Source organism: Streptomyces scabichelini, assembly GCF_011045015.1.
Lineage (GTDB): Bacteria > Actinomycetota > Actinomycetes > Streptomycetales > Streptomycetaceae > Streptomyces > Streptomyces scabichelini.
Window position 1 is genome coordinate 1 of sequence record NZ_JAAKZY010000212.1, and the last position, 17,070, is coordinate 17,070.

Annotated in this window: 17 protein-coding genes and 3 pseudogenes; 10 read left to right on the forward strand and 10 right to left on the reverse strand. The window is 68.0% G+C overall.

The window, feature by feature from the left end:
• Together G5C60_RS40905 and G5C60_RS40910 are read right to left on the reverse strand one after the other, a co-directional pair.
• The coding region (locus G5C60_RS40905) for an oxidoreductase (RefSeq protein WP_478503779.1) at positions 1-342 on the reverse strand (342 nt) is incomplete at its 3' end.
• Positions 343-383: 41 nt separating this feature from the next.
• Entirely contained in the window at positions 384-1,325 is a 942-nt protein-coding gene (locus G5C60_RS40910; protein WP_165267550.1) for an alpha/beta hydrolase, read from the reverse strand.
• A 44-nt stretch (positions 1,326-1,369) separates the two neighbouring features.
• Between G5C60_RS40910 and G5C60_RS53410 the strand changes: the two genes are divergently transcribed.
• On the forward strand, positions 1,370-1,495 hold the full coding sequence (locus G5C60_RS53410; protein ID WP_277611458.1) for a hypothetical protein: 126 nt from the start codon (positions 1,370-1,372) through the stop codon (positions 1,493-1,495).
• Between the two features lie 283 nt (positions 1,496-1,778).
• Here G5C60_RS53410 and G5C60_RS40915 read toward each other — a convergent pair.
• From G5C60_RS40915 to G5C60_RS40935, 5 genes and pseudogenes are all read right to left on the reverse strand, one after another.
• Positions 1,779-2,836 (reverse strand): annotated as a pseudogene (locus G5C60_RS40915) (IS3 family transposase); the annotation flags it as partial.
• A gap of 119 nt (positions 2,837-2,955) precedes the next feature.
• Positions 2,956-4,599 carry an IS4 family transposase gene (locus tag G5C60_RS40920; RefSeq protein ID WP_165267554.1) on the reverse strand — a complete coding sequence of 548 codons (1,644 nt, stop codon included), beginning with the start codon at positions 4,597-4,599 and terminating at the stop codon, positions 2,956-2,958.
• Positions 4,600-5,132: 533 nt separating this feature from the next.
• Positions 5,133-6,920, reverse strand: coding sequence for an ABC transporter substrate-binding protein (locus tag G5C60_RS40925; protein ID WP_165267556.1), 1,788 nt, complete (start codon positions 6,918-6,920; stop codon positions 5,133-5,135).
• A gap of 214 nt (positions 6,921-7,134) precedes the next feature.
• Positions 7,135-8,295, reverse strand: coding sequence for an XdhC family protein (locus G5C60_RS40930; RefSeq protein WP_165267558.1), 1,161 nt, complete (start codon positions 8,293-8,295; stop codon positions 7,135-7,137).
• Positions 8,288-8,773 (reverse strand): annotated as a pseudogene (locus G5C60_RS40935) (molybdopterin cofactor-binding domain-containing protein); the annotation flags it as partial. The pseudogene G5C60_RS40935 and the gene G5C60_RS40930, both read right to left, overlap by 8 nt.
• A 1-nt stretch (position 8,774) precedes the next feature.
• On the opposite strand from G5C60_RS40935, the pseudogene G5C60_RS54375 reads away from it, so the two are divergent.
• Positions 8,775-8,954: pseudogene (locus tag G5C60_RS54375) on the forward strand (ISAzo13 family transposase); the annotation flags it as partial.
• A 13-nt stretch (positions 8,955-8,967) separates the two neighbouring features.
• On the opposite strand, the gene G5C60_RS40940 reads toward G5C60_RS54375, so the two are convergent.
• Positions 8,968-9,792 carry a helix-turn-helix transcriptional regulator gene (locus tag G5C60_RS40940; protein ID WP_165267560.1) on the reverse strand — a complete coding sequence of 275 codons (825 nt, stop codon included), beginning with the start codon at positions 9,790-9,792 and terminating at the stop codon, positions 8,968-8,970.
• A gap of 926 nt (positions 9,793-10,718) precedes the next feature.
• Between G5C60_RS40940 and G5C60_RS54380 the strand changes: the two genes are divergently transcribed.
• The 7 genes from G5C60_RS54380 to G5C60_RS40980 all read left to right on the forward strand — a co-directional run bounded on the left by G5C60_RS54380 (position 10,719) and on the right by G5C60_RS40980 (position 15,535).
• Positions 10,719-11,015 carry a transposase gene (locus tag G5C60_RS54380; protein WP_420907458.1) on the forward strand — a complete coding sequence of 99 codons (297 nt, stop codon included), beginning with the start codon at positions 10,719-10,721 and terminating at the stop codon, positions 11,013-11,015.
• A 63-nt stretch (positions 11,016-11,078) separates the two neighbouring features.
• The gene (locus tag G5C60_RS40955; RefSeq protein ID WP_165267564.1) at positions 11,079-11,903 is read left to right on the forward strand and encodes a helix-turn-helix transcriptional regulator; all 825 of its coding nucleotides are present in this window, start codon (positions 11,079-11,081) and stop codon (positions 11,901-11,903) included.
• A 99-nt stretch (positions 11,904-12,002) separates the two neighbouring features.
• Positions 12,003-12,158 carry a hypothetical protein gene (locus tag G5C60_RS40960; RefSeq protein WP_165267566.1) on the forward strand — a complete coding sequence of 52 codons (156 nt, stop codon included), beginning with the start codon at positions 12,003-12,005 and terminating at the stop codon, positions 12,156-12,158.
• The gene (locus G5C60_RS40965; RefSeq protein WP_165267568.1) at positions 12,155-12,622 is read left to right on the forward strand and encodes a cupin domain-containing protein; all 468 of its coding nucleotides are present in this window, start codon (positions 12,155-12,157) and stop codon (positions 12,620-12,622) included. The genes G5C60_RS40960 and G5C60_RS40965 overlap by 4 nt, the downstream gene beginning before the upstream one ends.
• A gap of 283 nt (positions 12,623-12,905) precedes the next feature.
• Entirely contained in the window at positions 12,906-13,820 is a 915-nt protein-coding gene (locus G5C60_RS40970) for an NADP-dependent oxidoreductase (RefSeq protein WP_165267570.1), read from the forward strand.
• Between the two features lie 147 nt (positions 13,821-13,967).
• Complete coding sequence (locus tag G5C60_RS40975; RefSeq protein WP_165267572.1) at positions 13,968-15,044, forward strand: alkene reductase; 1,077 nt, start codon at positions 13,968-13,970, stop codon at positions 15,042-15,044.
• 29 nt (positions 15,045-15,073) lie between these two features.
• Positions 15,074-15,535 (forward strand): MarR family winged helix-turn-helix transcriptional regulator, encoded by a 462-nt coding sequence (locus G5C60_RS40980; protein ID WP_165267578.1) that lies wholly within the window; start codon positions 15,074-15,076, stop codon positions 15,533-15,535.
• 190 nt (positions 15,536-15,725) lie between these two features.
• On the opposite strand, the gene G5C60_RS40985 is transcribed toward G5C60_RS40980, so the two are convergent.
• Together G5C60_RS40985 and G5C60_RS53415 are read right to left on the reverse strand one after the other, a co-directional pair.
• Complete coding sequence (locus G5C60_RS40985) at positions 15,726-16,079, reverse strand: TetR/AcrR family transcriptional regulator (RefSeq protein ID WP_165267574.1); 354 nt, start codon at positions 16,077-16,079, stop codon at positions 15,726-15,728.
• Entirely contained in the window at positions 16,079-16,213 is a 135-nt protein-coding gene (locus G5C60_RS53415) for a hypothetical protein (protein ID WP_277611459.1), read from the reverse strand. Before G5C60_RS53415 ends, G5C60_RS40985 begins: the two co-directional genes overlap by 1 nt.
• Positions 16,214-16,371: 158 nt before the next feature.
• Between G5C60_RS53415 and G5C60_RS40990 the strand changes: the two genes are divergently transcribed.
• Entirely contained in the window at positions 16,372-17,016 is a 645-nt protein-coding gene (locus tag G5C60_RS40990) for an isochorismatase family protein (protein WP_165267576.1), read from the forward strand.
• The last annotated feature ends 54 nt before the right edge of the window (positions 17,017-17,070 follow it).

Consider the following 17,070-nt stretch of genomic DNA (forward strand, 5'->3'; position numbering starts at 1 on the left):
GCGGTGGTGGGGGGTGTTGTCGGGGTGGGAGATGCGGCCCGTGTGCATGAGCTGGACGACGATGCGCCCGCCTGCGGCGTGCACGGCGCTGGTGATCTCCTGCCAGCCGGCGATGTGTGCCTCGGTGTAGATCCCGGGGGTCAGCAGGTAGCCCTGGCCGTCGGCGGAGGGCTGGGTGCCTTCGGTGATGATGAAGGCCATCGACGCGCGCTGACGGTAGTACGCGCGGTTGAGGTCGGTGGGGACGCCGTCCGGCCGGGAGCGGTCACGCGTCATCGGAGCCATGGCGAGGCGGTGCGGCAGCTCGATGGCGCCGACGGTGATGGGGGTCCAGAGAGTCATTGCATTTCTTTCCGTGCAGTGGATGGTTCGGTGGTCGCGGCTCAGATCGACTTCAGCACCCGGACGCGGTCGGCGATGGCACGCCGTGCGACGTTGGAGGTGAAGGCGAGGGAGTCGAACTCGTGCGGGACGCCGGGGTGGAGGTGGAATTCGACCGGTACGCCGGCGCGGCTGAGCTTGGTGGCGTAGGCGGTGTCCTCGTCGCGGAACAGGTCGAGCTGGCCGACCTCGATGTAGGCCGGCGGCAGGCCGGTGGCGTCTGAGAGCCGGGCCGGGGCCGCCGTGGCCGGGACGTCGGACCCTCCGACGGCGTCGCCGAGGAAAGCCCGCCATCCGGTGACAAGGTCGCCGTAGTTGTAGATGAAGGGCGCAAGGTGGGGGTCGGGGGCGCCGGTGCGGTCGTCGAGCATCGGCATGATGAGGATCTGGCGGGCGATCTTCGGGCCGCCGCGCTCTCGCGTCAGGATTGCCACGGCGGCGGCCAGGCCGCCGCCGGCGCTGTCGCCCATCACGCCGATCCGGCCGGGGTCGACGCCGAGTTCTGCGGCGTGCTCGTGCAGCCAGCGCAGCGCCGCGTAGCCATCTTCGATCGGGGTCGGGAAGGGGTGCTCGGGGGCGCGGCGGTACTCGACCGACAGCATCGGCACGCCGCTGGCGGAGACGTAGCGGGCGAGAGTGCCGTCGAAGTGGTCGATGTGGCCGAAGAAGTATCCGCCACCGTGGAAGTACACCACCGCCGGACCCGGGGTCGCGCCCTCCTTGGAGTACCAGCGCATCTGGATACGGGCGGCGTCGTCTGTGGTGGCGTAGCTGTCGCTCATCCGGACGTCTTCGGGGAAGGGCTGGGCGGTGCTGGAGGCTGCGAGGATCGGCTCCCAGAAGGCTCGCCGCCCCTCGACGTCATCACGTGGGGGCTGGAATGCGTCGGTTCCGCCCATCTGGGCCAGGACGTCGGCTACTTCCGGGTCGAATTCGAGTGTCATGATCTCGGTCTTTCGCTGCGTGGGGTGAGTGGCAGAACGGTCTGATGGCTGGCCGAGCAGTCGCGGGCCACCGCCAGCGGCACTCGCTGCGCCACATCAACGCGCAGCTCACCGGAGTCGATCAGCGCAACCAGCCGCGACAACTGCTCGGCGTCGCCGCGTTCGACTGATCAAGCATGTCGTCGACCGGAATCCGGATGAAGGTCCTGCTTGACCCCGGACAAGTTGTCCGTGGTTAAGCCTGCGATGCGGCAGAGATGGACAGGGGGGCGGCGAGACGGCGGACCACCGAGTGCCGCGGCATCCGGGAAGCCCGACGGGCTACTTCCGCACGGCGGACAGGAGCCGGAGCTTCTCATGGCTCGGGGAACCGGGCGTCGCGGAGAAGACGAGCAGTTCCCGCGTCAGGGTCCACCAGCCGTTGGGGCCTTGACCCGGATTCTTGGACACGGGCTATGCGGCCGGAGCCAGGGTAGTTGGTGTCGAGCCAAGTGCCCTTTCGTAGGCGAGGGGACTGCGTTGTCCGAGTCTGGAGTGGCGGCGAACGGTGTTGTAGCGGTGCAGCCAGCGGAACAGGTCGAGGCGGGCCTCGCGCTCGTCGGCCCAGGCATTGCGGCCCAGGAGCGTCTCGCGCTTGCATGTGGCGTTGAAGGACTCGGCGAGTGCGTTGTCCGCCGAGCTGCCGACGGCGCTCATGCTCTGGACCACGCCCGCTCGGCGGCAGGCGTCAGCGAAGGCCCGGCTCGTGTACTGAGAGCCGTGGTCGGTGTGCATGACGGCCCCGGCCAGGCTGCTGCGGCATCGTTTGGCCGCGGCCAGTGCGTCGATGACCAGTTCAGCACGCATGTGGTCGTCGATCGCCCAGCCTGCCAGGCGCCGGGAAGCAAGGTCGATGACCGTGGCCAGGGGCAGGAACTTCCCGCCTGCCAGCGGGAGATAGGTGATGTCGCCGACGTACCTTGTGTTCACCACCTCTGCGGTGAAGTCGCGGCCGATGAGGTCCGTTGCCTTCGCGGCGGCCGGATCCGTGACGGTGGTGCGATGTCTGCGTCGCAGCCGCAGTCCGGCCAGGCCGATCGTGCGCATGAGGCGGGCGACGCGCTTGTGATTGATCCGCTCGCCTTCCTCACGCAGTTCGGCAGTGATTCTCGGGACGCCGTAGGTGCCGTCCGAGCCCTGGTGGACTTTCCGTATCCGGGTGTTGAGCTGCGCGTCGGCTGCCTGGCGGGCCGCTCTCGCGGCTGCGGTTCGGCGCCAGTAGTAGAAGCTCGAGCGGGCGATGCCCAGGATGGTGCACAGCCGCTTCACGCCGAAGCGGCGCTGGTGGTCGGCGACGAACTGGAAGCGGTTCACCAGCGCGTCTCCCCGGCGAAATACTTCGCCGCCTTGCGCAGGATCTCGCGCTCCTCCTCCAGCTCGCGGACCTTCTTGCGCAGGGCCGCGTTCTCCGCCTCCAGGGGCATGGGCGGCTCGGCGGGTGTCTGCGCCCTGCGGCCCCGGGGCCGACTTGCCCCGGCCGCCCGTACCCAGTTCTACGAGATGTCCGTTCTCAGATCCTCAGGATCCAGTGTCTCGTGTGTCCAAGATCAGGGGTCAAGGCCCAAGGCCGGGTAGTTAGCGTTTTCGCAGGTCACGCAAGTGGGGCTGGAGACCATGGTGTTGTGGCGTAGAGGCCGGGGCCGAGTTTGTGGATGAGGCCGCTGGCGGCCCACCGATTCAGTTGTCTGTACATGGTCTCCAGGGTGATGTCGCCGAAGTGGGCGGCGATGTCGCGGGGCTGCCAAAGACGCGTGGGGTCTTCCTGGAGGAGGGCCAGGATGCGGTGTCGGCTCCGCGCGGCCGGGATGGCGTGCCGGTCGTCCCGGGAGGCCGGGGGCAACGCGGGTGACTGATCCACGGGTTCGAGGACCGTGACGTTGAGGTGGGTGACGGTGCGGCTGGTGTCGGGGCGGCCGTCTTCGCGTCGCTCGCTGTAGCGGGACATCGGTGACTTGACCTTGCGGGTGCTGACCCGTTGCCGGCGGGGCGGGAGCAGGCCGGTGAGGATCCGACGGCCGATCGTCCCGAGGAGCGTGTCCCGATCGGTGTCCGCGGGGATGATGCCGGTGGCCTGGATCACCTGGTCGCGGGCGGTGTGGAGCATGATGCTGAAACTGCAGCGGTCCGGGTCGGTGCCGGGGAGGGACTCGGCGGCACCGACCATCACGGTGCGCAGGGCCTGGTAGAGCGTGAGCAGGGACCACATCTCCTGCTCGATGCCTGCCGGGTCGCCCGAGCGGAGGTTGCGCCCGTTCATGACCGTGTGGCGGAGCGCGTAGTACGCCGATTCGTGTTCCCACCGCTGGTGGTAGAGGCCCACCAGCGCGGTGGCGGGGTAACGGCGGGCGTCGGTCAGGGTGGTGACCAGTCGGTAGGACCCGGTGAAGGACGTGCCGTCCGCGCAGGTCACGGCGATCTGAGCGTCGATGACCCGCACTTTCACGGTGCCGATCACCGACAGGTAGGAGCCGTCAGCGAGGAGGGTGAGGACCGGTGTGCGCCGGTTGCTGCGGAGCCGGCCCAGGACCTGGGCGCCGGTGTCGGTGACCGACGCGAGGAAGGCGTTGCTGTCGAATCCTTTGTCCCACAGCACCAGCATGTCCGGCGGCAGCAGGTGCAGCAGCCGGCCGGCGTAGCTCGTCTCGCCCTCGGCGGTGGGTCCGAAAACCGCGCCGACCAGGCCCCGGGTGCCGGTCTCGATCAGCGTCATCAACTCCAGCGTCGGATAGCCATGGTGCGAAGTCCTGCCCAGCCAGGCCTGGTTCCGCTCGGAATCGGGGGCTCTCAGCGAACTGCAGCCGTCGAACGACACCATCCGGTAGGGGCCGAACCGCGCCCCTGGCGTCGTCGGCCGGGCCAGCAACCCGGCCAGCCCCTCGAACAACGCCCGCACCGGCGCGCTGCCGATCCGCCGGCGCAGGTCACGCAACGCCTTCGCCGACGGACAGACCACCGGCATCCCGGACAGACCCGCGGTCAGCTTGTCCCAGACCAGCCGGTAGCCGACCTCGGGGAACAGACACATCGCCAGCAGGAAGTAGACCCCGACCCGGGACGGAAGATCACGCAGCCGCTGCTGCACCGTCCTCGTCTCCGCAAGGACCGCGTCCACCAGCTCAAACGGCACGACCGCCGTCAACTCGCCCAGATGCCCGGGAGCGAACCGGCCCGCGGCCACGGTGACCGTTCGGGTGATGGCCGTCAGCGCAGACGGCAGGACACAATGACGGGGCAACGGAGCTCCTCGGGACAAGCTGTCTTGGTCGACTGCCTGTACCAACGAGCTCCGTTGCTCTGCGTCAGAAATCCTTCAGTTGGCTTGCGTGACTTGCGAAAACGCTAACTACCCGGCCTTGGGTCAAGGCCCCGGACCGAGCTGACCCAACTCCACAAGGAAATAGAAACGCCAACAGCCACCGCGGCCTCTGCCCTCGTCACTCCCGACGCGATCCGCCGCCAAAAGTGGCGCTGCACTGCACGAGACGGCTCCGGCCGAGCCGGTGAACGCATTGGCGGTCGCATTGCCCGATCCGCTGCCCACTGCCGTCGCGCTCCCGCAGGCGCCTCCGGCATCTTCTGCTTCTGGTCTCGTCCCATCGCATACCTTCGTGATCAAGGTGTTGCGACGACCAGTTGATTCCGCCATGACCACCAGCATCACTGTGGCGGCGAAGAGCCGCCTGATGAGGTAAGCGAGCACTGTTCTCGCCCCCGCCGCGCCGGCCTTCACCTGCCTTTCGTGCCGTGTGGCGGGTGCGCCGGTGGGTGTTACTTCTTCAGGCCGAGGTTCACGAAGTCGTACGTACCGCCGTAGTTGTCGGTCGTGTAGACGTTCGCGAGCCGGTTGGAGCGCCAGGTGATGAACTTCTCGAAGACGAAGGGCATGTAGTAACCGCCCTCCATGACCTTGTGGTTGATCTCCGTGGAGATCTCGGTCTTCTTCGCGTCGTCGAGTTCCTTGACGTAGTCGTCGAAGAGGCCGTCGATCTTCTTGTCGTTGATCAGGGCGAAGTTGTTGTTGCCGCTCTCAAGGATGTACTTGCTGCTCCACAGGGGCAGACCGTAGCCCTGGACGGTCGGGAAGTCCGGGCCCCAGCCCATGATGATGATGCCGTAGCCCTTCTTCTTCACGTTCGAGGGGCTACCGATGATGCCGGCGCTCTGCGCACCGTCGAACTGGTCGATCTCGACGGTGATGCCGACCTTCTTCAGCGAGGCCTGGAGGGACTCGGCGGTGGCAACCTCGACAGGCTTGTTGTTACGGACCGCGATGGTGGTCTTGAAGCCGTTCGGCTTACCGCAGGCCTTCAGCTCTTCCTTGGCCTTGGCGACGTTGCCGTTCTTGTTCGTCGTGGCCATCTCGTATGGGTCGTACTTCTGGCCCTCGGCGCCCGGGACCGACGGCGGCAGCATGTTGGTACCGATGTCACCACCGGCGACCGGGCCACCACGAGCGGTCTGCAACGACTCGTGGTCGGCGCCGTAGATTACGGCCTTGCGGCAGTGCACGTTGTCGAACGGCTTGACGCTCTGCGGGAAGACCGCGTAGCGGATGTAGCCGGAGACCGGGTTGTCCAGGTTGGCCTTGTGCTGCTTCAGGGCGGTGGTGCGGCCCTGCGGCGACAGCCCGCCGGTCTGGTTGGCGTCCAGGTCGTAGTCGCCGTTGATCAGACGCTGGTCCATGTCATTGGCGTTGGTGAAGAAGGTCAGCGTGATCTTGTCCGGGTACGCCTTGCGGTTCTTGTCCGAGGACGCCTTCCACTCCGGGTTGCGGACCAGGGTCAGCGACTTGTTCGGCGTGTACGACTGGAACTTGTACGGGCCGGACGAGAACGGCTTCAGGCCGTACTTCGACTTCGTGTCCTTGTCCTGGCGCACCGGGGCCGCCGAGGTCATGGCGAGCATGTCCTCGAAGTCCGAGTTGGCCTGGGGGAGCTTGAAGATGATGGTCTTGTCGTCCGGGGTCTTGATGGCCTTCAGACCCAGCTTGTCCGCGGACTTGTCCTTGTACGGGCCCTTGTACTCGCCCTTGGGGTCGAGGACGTCCTTCAGGTAGACCGGACCGCCGGACAGTACGTCCTGCGCCCACTGGCGCTCTATGCCGTACTTGACGTCCTTGGAGGTGATGGGCTTGCCATCCTCCCAGGTGATCCCGTCACGCAGCGTGTACGTGTACGTCTTGCCGTCGTCGGTGATCTTCGCCGTGCTGGTGGCGAGGTCAGCAGTGGCCTCGGCGCCCGCGGCACCGGGCTCCGCCTTGCCGGTCACCAGGGTGCGGCTGTAGTAGCGGGAGAAGTTCCACATGAAGCCGTAGTAGCCGCGCGTGGTGTCCCACGAGTCGGCGTCCTGGGTCGCGGCGAACTTCAGCGTGCCGCCCTTCTTGGCGAGGGAGGCCTGAGCGACCTTGTTGTTCGCGGCGTTGAAGCCGGCCGCGTCGTTCTTCGAGCCGTCGTTGTTGCTGCTGCTGCCGCACGCCGCCGTGGACAGCAGTGCAGCGACCACGGCTGCGGCGGCCGCAGCCTGCTTACGCCGCCCTGTGGTGCGTTGGGTAATCACTCGGATCCTCCGTGTGTGTAGTGGCCCGTCGACAGATGACGGGCCCTGGGGGTACGGCAGTTCAGCGGGAAAAACCGGCGCTGCACGCACCGGGTCTTCTCCAGGACAACGCCCAGCTCAGCACCCGGACTGGAGACTTCCCCCGGTGCCCCTCCTTCGGTCCCGCGTACGTCTGACGCCGCTCGCCCGCGGTGCAGGAGCTACGAGAAGGAGGTCATCCGGCTGCCGACGTCAGTGCGGTCACCCGACCTGGGCCTTCGGGGCGGTCATGGTGGATCGGGGTGGGTGCGCCGGTCAGCGGTGTGCCGGACCCGCCCCGGCGCGCCGCGACGATCTCGGCCGCGATCGACAGGGCGGTCTCCTCCGGCGTACGGGCACCCAGGTCGAGGCCGATCGGGGAGTGCAGCCGGGCCAGCTCCTCCTCGGTGACACCCGCTTCGCGCAGCCGCCGGTTGCGGTCCTCGTGGGTGCGGCGCGAGCCCATCTCGCCGACGAACGCGACCGGCAGCCGCAGCGCCTCCTCCAGCAGCGGGACGTCGAACTTGGCGTCATGGGTGAGCACGCACAGGACCGTGCGGGCGTCGGTCCCGGTGCCGCGCAGATAGCGGTCCGGCCAGTCGACCATGATCTCGTCGGCCTCGGGAAAGCGGGCCCGGGTGGCGAAGACGGGGCGGGCGTCGCAAACGGTCACGTGGTAGCCGAGGAACTTGCCCGTCCGCACGAGCGCCGCCGCGAAGTCGATCGCCCCGAAGACAATCATGCGGGGAGGTTCCACACTGGACTCGGCGAAGAGCGTCACGCCGCCCAGGCAGTGCGAGCCGTCCTCCGAGACGTCGACCGTGCCGGTACGGCCGGCTTCCAGCAGCGCGCGGGTCTCGGCCACCGCCGTGCCGTCCAGCCGCGGATCGCCGCCGAGACCGCCCTCGTACGCCCCGTCTGCGCGGACCAGCAGTGCGCGGCCGAGCAGTTCGGCCGGGCCCCGGACCACACGGGCGAAAGCGGCGGTCTCCCCACCGGCGGCGGCCGAGAGCGCCGCCTCGAGCACCTGTCGGTCCGGCGCGTCCCTGCGGACCGAGGTGACCAGGACATCGATCACCCCGCCGCAGGTCAGGCCCACCGCGAACGCGTCCTCGTCGCTGTAGCCGAACCGCTCCCGTACCACGCGGCCCTCCTGGAGCGCCTGGACGCACAGGTCGTACACAGCGCCCTCCACACAGCCGCCGGAGACCGAGCCGACAGCCGTGCCGTCGGCGTCGACGGCGAGCGCCGCGCCCGGCGGGCGGGGAGCGCTGCCGCCGACGGTCACAACCGTGGCCACGGCGAAGTCACGGCCCTCCGCCACCCACCGGAGCAGTTCGGTTGCGATGTCAAGCATCTCGGCCGGCCATCAGTACACGGTCGGGCCGGATGGGCAGGTGCCGGTGGCGTACGCCGGTCGCGTGCCAGACCGCGTTGGCGATCGCCGCCGCGGCTCCCACGATCCCGATCTCGCCGATGCCCTTGATCCCGACCGGGTCGTCCGGGTCCGGGTCGTCCACCCAGTCCGCCTCGATGACGGGGACGTCCGCGTTCGCGGCGAAGTGGTAGCCCGCGAGGTCCGCGCCGACGTGTCCACCCGTGGCCCGGTCCCCGACCTCGTGGAGTGCCATGGACAGGCCCCAGACCATGTCGTCGACGAACTGGCTGCGCGCGGTCAGCGGGTTGACGATCCGGCCCGCCGCGGACTTCCCGAGCATCCGCCGTACGCGGACCTCGCCGGTGGTGACGTCGACGGTGACCTCGGCGAACTGCGCGCCGAAGGAGTACCGCTCCTTGCTCGTCAGCCTGCCGATGGCCTCGGCGGTGCTCGAGCGGCTTTTTTGGCAGCTCTTCAACACCACCGCCATGACCATCAGCCGTGGGGTCAAGGACGTCCGCCCGCTCGTCGAAGCACACGGCATGTGCATTCCTTCCTCAACTGCTCGTTTTCGCACACCAGTCGACATCGCCAGATTCCTGGACTCAGACAACACCAAGATCAAACCAGCGTGTTGATTCCCGGCAAGCCTTAAGCGCCTACGGCTGCCAGGAGTTGGAGTTTTTCGTAGTCCGGTGAGCCGGGTACGGCGGAGAAGACCAGCAGTTCCTGAACCTGGTCGGGGTCCACCAGTCGCTGGCAGTACAGCTCCATCTCGCCCAGCTCCGCATGCCGGTAGCGCTTCAGGTCCTGATGGTGGGTGACGTCGACCTCGTGCAACCGCCAGAGTTCGGCGAATTCGGGGCTGACCTCCAGCAGTGCCGCGACGATGTCGCCGGCCCTGCCCTGAGGGTCCGCCGTGTACGCCACCCGGATTTCCACGGTGAAGACCCTGCCCCGCAGGGCGTGGTCCTCGACGGGATAGAGATCGCGTTGCGCCGGGTCGGTGAACCAGCGATAGACCAGGTAGCGGGACAGTCCGTTGAAGCGGGTGTAGTCGCCCAGCAGAGCGACTGCCGGGCGGTTCTGCAGCAGCGTCTCACCGAACCGGGACATCACCAACGCGGGTGTGTCCGAGAGTCGCTCGACGATGCGCATCATGGTGGGGCTGACGTGATCCTCGCGCAGGACCCGCCGCGGCGCGGGGTGCCCGGCGAGGTCGAAGAGGTAGTCCCGCTCACTCAGGCTGAGATGCAGGCCCCGGGCGAGCGCGGCGAGCACCTGCTCGGACGGCATCGGGCCACGCTGCTGCTCGATCCGACTGTAGTAATCGACCGACATACCGGCCAGCGCCGCCACCTCCTCACGCCTGAGCCCACCGGTACGACGCCGAGAGCCGCGGGGAAGCCCGACATCCTCCGGTTGCAGCACCTCCCGGCGTGCCCGGAGAAAATCGGCCAACAACGCCCGGTCCATCTCAACCTCCGCGAAGGAGACGCATCCAGGTCGCCGTACTGATGGAAACGCACTGCCTTCATGTGTCTTTTCTGCTTTCGCCCGAGAGGTCGCGGTGGCGTCGCTTAGCACGCGAAGGAAGGCATGGTCTCTGTGGCGCCGGGTGCATCCGCAGGCTGTTGATCGTTGACGGTTGAAGTACAGCCAAGGGTAGGAACAGCCGTGCGAGGAAAGATTGTACTTTTGCGACACCAGATGGGATTCCGGCGACATCTTCAGGGAGACCTGTACCCCTGCCGGAATTCAGCGCTTCCACCGCCGACGGCTTCCAGGGAACGATGCGCTCGGTGACCCTGCAGGACACCGCCGTCAACGAACTCTGGGGCTCCTCCCCCGTGAGCACCCTCGCAGTCGGGAGACATGAGCACGATGAGATCAGGCTGTACGCCGGGCTGCGCGGCGCAGTAGCCCTGCAGGACCCACACGATCAGGGCGGTGACGCGTACGTCTCGGCCGGCACCTACTTCATGCACCACGTCGTGACGGAGAATCACTCCACACCACGCCCGAGATCGGCACTCGCATCTTCATCTTTCCCGGCGATGCCCTGCGCTCCCTGGTCGCCGGGAAACCACGCGCCGGGCAGGCCAACTCGCCCGCGGCGCAGATCCTCATGGCACACACCAGCATGGTCCAGCGGACCGTGCGCGACCTCAGCCCGGCGGGCGCGCACGCGTCCCGCAACGCCCTGCTCGAACTCTGCCGAAGAACTGGCAGGTCGGCGCAATCCACCGTACCGGAAAAGGCCTTGCGCGCAGTCGGATCACCTTAACTTGACCTTAGGCCTGTGCGGCGTGGTCGTGAGGTGGGGCCTTGCTCCTTGAGACACGAGACACGAGACACGAGACACTGGATCCTGAGGATCCGAGAACGGACATCTCGTGGTCATGAAGCACTTTACGCCGCAGTTCAAGGCGGACGCTGTCGCGCTGTACAGGTCGCGGCCTGAGGCGACGATCCGGCAGGTCACTGCCGGTCTGGGAATCAACCCCGAGACCTTGCGGGACTGGGTCGGGGCAGCTGGCGCGAGCCGGCCGCGGGGACACCGGGCGGAGGTGCCGACCGAGCCGCCGACACCATTGGAGACGGAGAGCGCCGTTCTGTGCCAGAAGACGTTGTGTGACGACAAGCGACTCATCCCTCCCCATCGTGTGGTTTGCCACGGACAACTTGTCCGTGGATAAGTACGGCCTTCATCCGGGTTGTGGGTCACGCGATGCTTGATCAGTCGCACACGGGAGGTTGAGATGGACCGGGCATTGCTGGCCGATTTTCTCCGGGCACGCCGGGAGGTGCTGCAACCGGAGGACGTCGGGCTTCCCCGCGGCTCTCGGCGTCGTACCGGTGGGCTCAGGCGTGAGGAGGTGGCGGCGCTGGCCGGCATGTCGGTCGATTACTACAGTCGGATCGAGCAGCAGCGTGGCCCGATGCCGTCCGAGCAGGTGCTCGCCGCACTCGCCCGGGGCCTGCATCTCAGCCTGAGTGAGCGGGACTACCTCTTCGACCTCGCCGGGCACCCCGCGCCGCAGCGGGTACTGCGCGAAGATCACGTCAGCCCCACCATGATGCGCATCGTGGAACGGCTCTCGGACACACCCGCGTTGGTGATGTCCCGGTTCGGTGAGACGCTGCTGCAGACCCGCCCGGCGGTTGCCCTGCTGGGCGATTACACCCGCTTCAGCGGACTGTCCCGCTACCTGGTCTATCGCTGGTTCACCGACCCGGCGCAACGCGATCTCTATCCCGTCGAGGATCACGCCCTGCGGGGCAGGGTCTGCACCGTGGACATCCGGGCGGCGTACACGGCTGACCCTCAGGGCAGGGCCGGCGACATCGTCGCGGCACTGCTGGAGGTCAGCCCGGAATTCGCCGACCTCTGGCGGTTGCACGAGGTGGACGTCACCCACCACAACGACCTCAAGCGCTACCGGCATGGGGAGTTGGGTGAGCTGAAGCTGTACTGCCAGCGGCTGGTGGACCCCGACCAGGTTCAGGAACTGCTGGTCTTCTCCGCCGTACCCGGCTCACCGGACTACGAAAAGCTCCAACTCCTGGCAGCCGTAGGCCATTAGGCCTCGTCAGTTGCCGTTCGGTTCACACACCGAAGTTGTCGCTTCGCGGATGCGGCAAAGCACGTCCTAAGAGTGCTTCGAACAAGAAATGAGGATCACATGACGCTCTGGACCCCGACTGCTGTCGGTGCTGCGGCCGGCATCCAGGCCGGAATGCGCATATGGCCCGACGGCTTCCGCGTTCTCGACGGCGCAGCTCCCGAGGTCACCGTGCCCATGGCCGCCCTCGCCGGCGTGCGCAGGGCCGAGTCATGACGATGGCCTATCTGGCGCAGCCCGAGCAGCAGCAGAAGCTCGAATGGCTCGATGGGGGAACGTTCTCCGTGCTGCTCGACAAGGAAGCCACCGAGGGCAAGCTGACCGTGGGCCGCTTCGACGTCGCCAAGGGCGAAGCCCCGCCGTTCCACCTGCACACCCGCGAGGACGAGGTGTTCATGCTGATCAAGGGCACGGCCCTGGTGTGGTCGGGGGAGGAGGAACACGAACTGCGCGAGGGCGGGATCGTGTACCTGCCCCGCAACGTCCCGCACGGCTACCGCATCACCTCCGACCGCGCAGACCTCCTGATGATCGCCACACCCGGCGGCATCGAGGGCATGTTCCGCCACGCCGGACGCGATCTCACCACCCCACGCCCCGACGGCTTCGAGATCCCCAAGTCCCTCCTGGCGGAAGCATCCGAACTCTACGGCGGTACCATCCTCGGCCCGCCGCGCTGAACCCGAGGGAGCCGCGGGCCATCGGCCGGCTGACCGACTCAGGTAGGGAACCAGCATGGTCATCCGACCCGGAGGCAGGTAGGACCGGTAGATCCGCCATCTCGCCACCGAAGCCGTCTTCATTGCCCGAGAGGCCCCTCCTGGGCAGGCGGCCCGAAGCTCCGCGGATCCAGCCCGCACGCACCCATCCAGATACTTGGCTAGCCACATAATCGGGATACGTTTTATGTGTCCAGCCACCTAATCGGTGTCACCAGTCAAACCATCGAAGGAGACAGCAGCTATGAAGGCCATCGTTTTCGACACGTTCGGCGGCACGGAGGTCCTGCACGAGGCGGAGACCGAAATTCCCGAGCCCGGTCCCGGCCAGGTCCGCGTCCGCGTCCGGGCGGCCGGCGTCAACCCCGTCGACGGAAAGATCCGCTCCGGGATCATGGAGGCCATCTTCCCCACCACTCTGCCCGCCGTCCCCGGCGGGGAGATCGCCGGAGTCGTCGACGCCGTCGGCGAAGGCGTCGACCGGCTGAAGGTGGGTGACGAGGTGCTGGGCTGGTCCGACACTGGCGCCTACGCCCAGTACGCACTTGCCACCGCGGCCGTCCTCGCCCCCAAGCCGGCAGGCCTGGACTGGACGCACGCGGCCGCGTTGCCGGTGGCGAGCGACGGTGCCGACCGGGTCCTGGACCTGCTCGACGTCAAGGCCGGCGAGACCCTGCTGATCCACGGCGCGTCCGGCGCACTCGGCACCGTCGCCGTCCAACTCGCCGTCGCCCGCGGCGCCCACGTCATCGGCACCGCAGGCCCGGCCAACCAGGAGTACGTGACCTCGCTCGGCGCTACCGCGCTGGTCTACGGAGAAGACCTGGTCGAGCGGGTCCGCGCTCTCGCCCCGAGCGGCGTGGACGCCGTGTTCGACGCTGCGGGCCAGGGCGCGCTGGAGGACTCCATCACCCTGCGCGGCGGCACCGACCGGATCGTCACGACCGCCGACTTCCGGGCCCGCGAACTCGGTGTCGTCTTCGCCGAGGGCCCGGCGCGGCGCTCGGCCGCCCGGCTGGCCGAACTGGCCCAGCAGGCCGCCGACGGCGCACTGGTGACCACGGTCGGCGCGACCTACCCGCTCGCCGACGCTGCCAAGGCCCAGCAAACCAGCGATGCCGGCCACAACCGCGGAAAGCTCGTCCTCACCGTCGACTGACCCCCTCTCCCACGAGCCGGCCCTTGCACCTGCGGGACCGGCCCCGTACGGCCGCCTGCCACCAGCCGGCGGGCCCGTGTCCGCACGCACCCGTCGTGCGTCCAGACCGCACCCTTCCGTATCCCTTCCGCATCGAAGGAATCCCTCATGCTCACCACCGACCTGAATCCCCTGTGGCAGCCCATCCGCGCCGGAGACATCCGGCTGCCGCACCGGCTGGCCATGGCCCCGATGACGCGCAGCCGCAGCACCGCAGAAGGTGTGCCGACCGAGCTGAACGCCGAGTACTACGCCCAGCGCGCCTCGAACGCGCTCATCATCACCGAGGGCACCCAGCCGTCTGCCGACGGGCAGGGTTACCTGCTCACCCCCGGCGTCCACGCCGAGGAGCAGGTGGCCGGGTGGCGCAAGGTCACCGACGCGGTGCACGCCGCCGGCGGGCGCATCGTCGTGCAGTTGATGCACGTCGGGCGCATCGCCCATCCCGGCAACACCCCGCACGGACGGCAGCCGGTGGCACCCTCCTCGGTGCGCCCGGCGGGCATGATGTACACCGCGTCCGGACCGCAGGAGATGCCGCAGCCGCGGGCGCTGTCCGTCCACGAGGTCGCCGCGACGGTCCAGGACTTCCGCCGCGCCGCCGCGAGCGCGATAGCGGCCGGCGCGGACGGTGTGGAGATCCACAGCGGCAACGGCTACCTCGTCCACCAGTTCCTCTCCTCCAACGCCAACCAGCGCACCGACCGCTACGGCGGCTCGCTCGATGGCCGCATCCGCTTCGCCGTCGAGGTCGCTGCCGCCGTCGCCGACGAGATCGGCGCGGGCCGCACCGGCATCCGGCTGTCCCCCGGCAACCCGTACAACGACATCCGCGAGAACCACACACACGAGCTGTACCCGGCGCTGGTGCGCGCCCTCGCACCGCTGGACCTCGCCTACCTGCATCTGATTCACTCCGGCGATGAGCAACTGCTGGACACTCTGCGGTCGCTGTGGCCCGGAGCGCTCGTGCTCAACCGTGGGGGCGCCGATCTCGCGGCGCGCGCCAAGGACGTCGCCGATGGCCGGGCCGACATTGTCACCGTCGGCGCGCTCGCACTGGCCAACCCCGACCTGGTCGAGCGGGTACGCTCCGGGGCGCCGCTGAACACGCCCGACCCGACTTTCTTCTACGGCGGCGGCGAAACCGGGTACACCGACTACCCCACCCGCCACGACGCCTGAGGAGAAGCGTGACGACCGACCACGCCCCCATGCCCCCCAGCACGGCGCGCGACGGCCGCCTCAGCTACGCCATCTTCCAACTCGCCCGCGCCCACCGCGGCCACGCCGCCGCCATGCTCCGCAACATGAACCTGCACCCGGGACAGGAACTGCTCCTCATGCAGCTCTTCGACCGCGACGGCCAGACCCAGTCCGAACTGCTGGACAGCGTCGGCCTCGACCACTCCACCGTCTCCAAGGCGCTGCGCCGCATGCAGGACGCCGGACTCCTCACCCGGGAGCCTGCCGAACACGACGGGCGCGTCATGGTCGTGCACCTCACCGACGCCGGACGCGCCCTGCGCGACCCCATCGCGGACATGTGGCGGACCCTGGAGAAGATTTCCGTACAGGGCCTGACAGCGGAACAGATCGACACGTTCACCACGACCGCATACGCGATCAAGCAGTCCGTCAACAAACGCGGTCACCAGGTCCCGTCAGGCGAGTAGGCCTCTCGGCCCGGCAAGGGGGCCGGTCGGGCGAGTCCCAGGGCGGGCCGGTACATACCGACCCGGGGCCTGGATCCGGTCGACACCGCCTGGGAAGGAGGCAGCCATGTGTACGTCCGGGTCGACTTCCGGGCACCGCATGGTGCAGCTGGACGACATGCTTTTCCGCAGCCTCATGACGGTGCGTCAGTCAATCTGGGGGACTGCGGAGGTTGGGAACGAGATGGCGGGTGAGCTCTTCGTCCGACATCGAGGCCCGGGGGCCACTTCTGAAAATGAACCGAGAGAACGTCACACCGATGAGGTAGGCGCCCACGGAGGCGACGCGCTCCTCCAGCTTGGGACCGGTGCGTATGTGGCGGTAGATCTCGACACTGTCCTCCTGCATGGCGGCAAACAGCCGTTTGGCGGTCTCCTCCTCTGCGGCCACGGCACGGAGCAAAGCCACGAACGAGTCGTTGCCGCCGCTGAGGTTCATGCGTCGGACGTATGACCGGGCGATGCGCGTCGGCAACGACTTGGGATCGCCGGCCACCTCTGCCATCAGCCCAGCTCGGCGAAGGCGGCCCGTGCGGCTGCGACGATCGCGGCCCTGCGTTCTTCAGGGGCCCGTCGGCGCTTCGCCGGCGGCTCGACGCCGCTCGCGGTGTTGCTCCCGGTGGGCGATGGTCCCTCCATACCGAAAGCGCACTTCCAGATTCAGTGACCGTCTCGAAATTGGACTCGGGGTCGGCGTACCTCCGTTAGTGACCAAGCGGTCACCAGTGCGCCAAGGCACCTGCCCACCGCTGCGCGACCAACGCGCCGCTTTCCTTCGATCAGAAAGAAGTTTCGTCATGACTCCTGAGCCCCTCAACCCCGCCAACACCACCGTCGTTCTCGTCGACTACGCAGTCGGTTTCGCGAACCTTCTGCGCTCCCACAACCTCGCCGAACACATCAACAACGTCGTGGGCCTGGCGAAGACGGCGAAGTGGTACGAAAGCGGTCTGGTCGTGACCAACGGCCAGTCGAGCAAGCCGTCCGGCCCGCTGTACCCGGAGCTGTTGGAGGCCATCGGTGACCAGCCGGTCATCGAGCGTGCCGTCGACTTCAACTCCTTCCTGGACGAGTCGTTCGCCCAGGCGGTCCGGGAGGAAGGCCGGGAGAACCTGGTGGTCGGCGGCGTCGCCACGGACGGATGCGTGCTGCAGACGGTGCTGGGCGGCCTGCGCGAGGGATACCGCGTGCACGTGGCCGTCGACGCCTCCGCCAGCCCCTCGCTCGAGGCACACAACGCGGCGGTGCAGCGCATGGTCCAAGCCGGTGCGGTACCGGTCACCTGGTTCTCCCTGGCCGCCGAGTTCCAGCTCGATCCCAAGTTCCACGACGCCCCGCACCGCATGCGGCTGATGCAGGAGAACGTGCCGTCCATGGGCATGAGTGCCCTGACCTTCTTCCACGCCCTCGAACTGGGCAAGCGCGCCGCCACGGCCGTCTGAACCCCTGGGGGGGCGCGCTTGCCCAGTTCGAGGGCGTGGAAGAAGGTCAGGGCA

What these genes read in the sequence shown, in the direction of transcription:
- G5C60_RS40910 (WP_165267550.1), bottom strand. Translation starts at nt 1,325, where the DNA reads ATGACACTCGAATTCGACCCGGAAGTAGCCGACGTCCTGGCCCAGATG.
- G5C60_RS53410 (WP_277611458.1), top strand. Translation starts at nt 1,370, where the DNA reads ATGGCTGGCCGAGCAGTCGCGGGCCACCGCCAGCGGCACTCGCTGCGC.
- G5C60_RS40930 (WP_165267558.1), bottom strand. Translation starts at nt 8,295, where the DNA reads ATGCTTGACATCGCAACCGAACTGCTCCGGTGGGTGGCGGAGGGCCGT.
- G5C60_RS40940 (WP_165267560.1), bottom strand. Translation starts at nt 9,792, where the DNA reads ATGGACCGGGCGTTGTTGGCCGATTTTCTCCGGGCACGCCGGGAGGTG.
- G5C60_RS54380 (WP_420907458.1), top strand. Translation starts at nt 10,719, where the DNA reads ATGAAGCACTTTACGCCGCAGTTCAAGGCGGACGCTGTCGCGCTGTAC.
- G5C60_RS40955 (WP_165267564.1), top strand. Translation starts at nt 11,079, where the DNA reads ATGGACCGGGCATTGCTGGCCGATTTTCTCCGGGCACGCCGGGAGGTG.
- G5C60_RS40960 (WP_165267566.1), top strand. Translation starts at nt 12,003, where the DNA reads ATGACGCTCTGGACCCCGACTGCTGTCGGTGCTGCGGCCGGCATCCAG.
- G5C60_RS40965 (WP_165267568.1), top strand. Translation starts at nt 12,155, where the DNA reads ATGACGATGGCCTATCTGGCGCAGCCCGAGCAGCAGCAGAAGCTCGAA.
- G5C60_RS40970 (WP_165267570.1), top strand. Translation starts at nt 12,906, where the DNA reads ATGAAGGCCATCGTTTTCGACACGTTCGGCGGCACGGAGGTCCTGCAC.
- G5C60_RS40975 (WP_165267572.1), top strand. Translation starts at nt 13,968, where the DNA reads ATGCTCACCACCGACCTGAATCCCCTGTGGCAGCCCATCCGCGCCGGA.
- G5C60_RS40980 (WP_165267578.1), top strand. Translation starts at nt 15,074, where the DNA reads ATGCCCCCCAGCACGGCGCGCGACGGCCGCCTCAGCTACGCCATCTTC.
- G5C60_RS40985 (WP_165267574.1), bottom strand. Translation starts at nt 16,079, where the DNA reads ATGGCAGAGGTGGCCGGCGATCCCAAGTCGTTGCCGACGCGCATCGCC.
- G5C60_RS53415 (WP_277611459.1), bottom strand. Translation starts at nt 16,213, where the DNA reads ATGGAGGGACCATCGCCCACCGGGAGCAACACCGCGAGCGGCGTCGAG.
- G5C60_RS40990 (WP_165267576.1), top strand. Translation starts at nt 16,372, where the DNA reads ATGACTCCTGAGCCCCTCAACCCCGCCAACACCACCGTCGTTCTCGTC.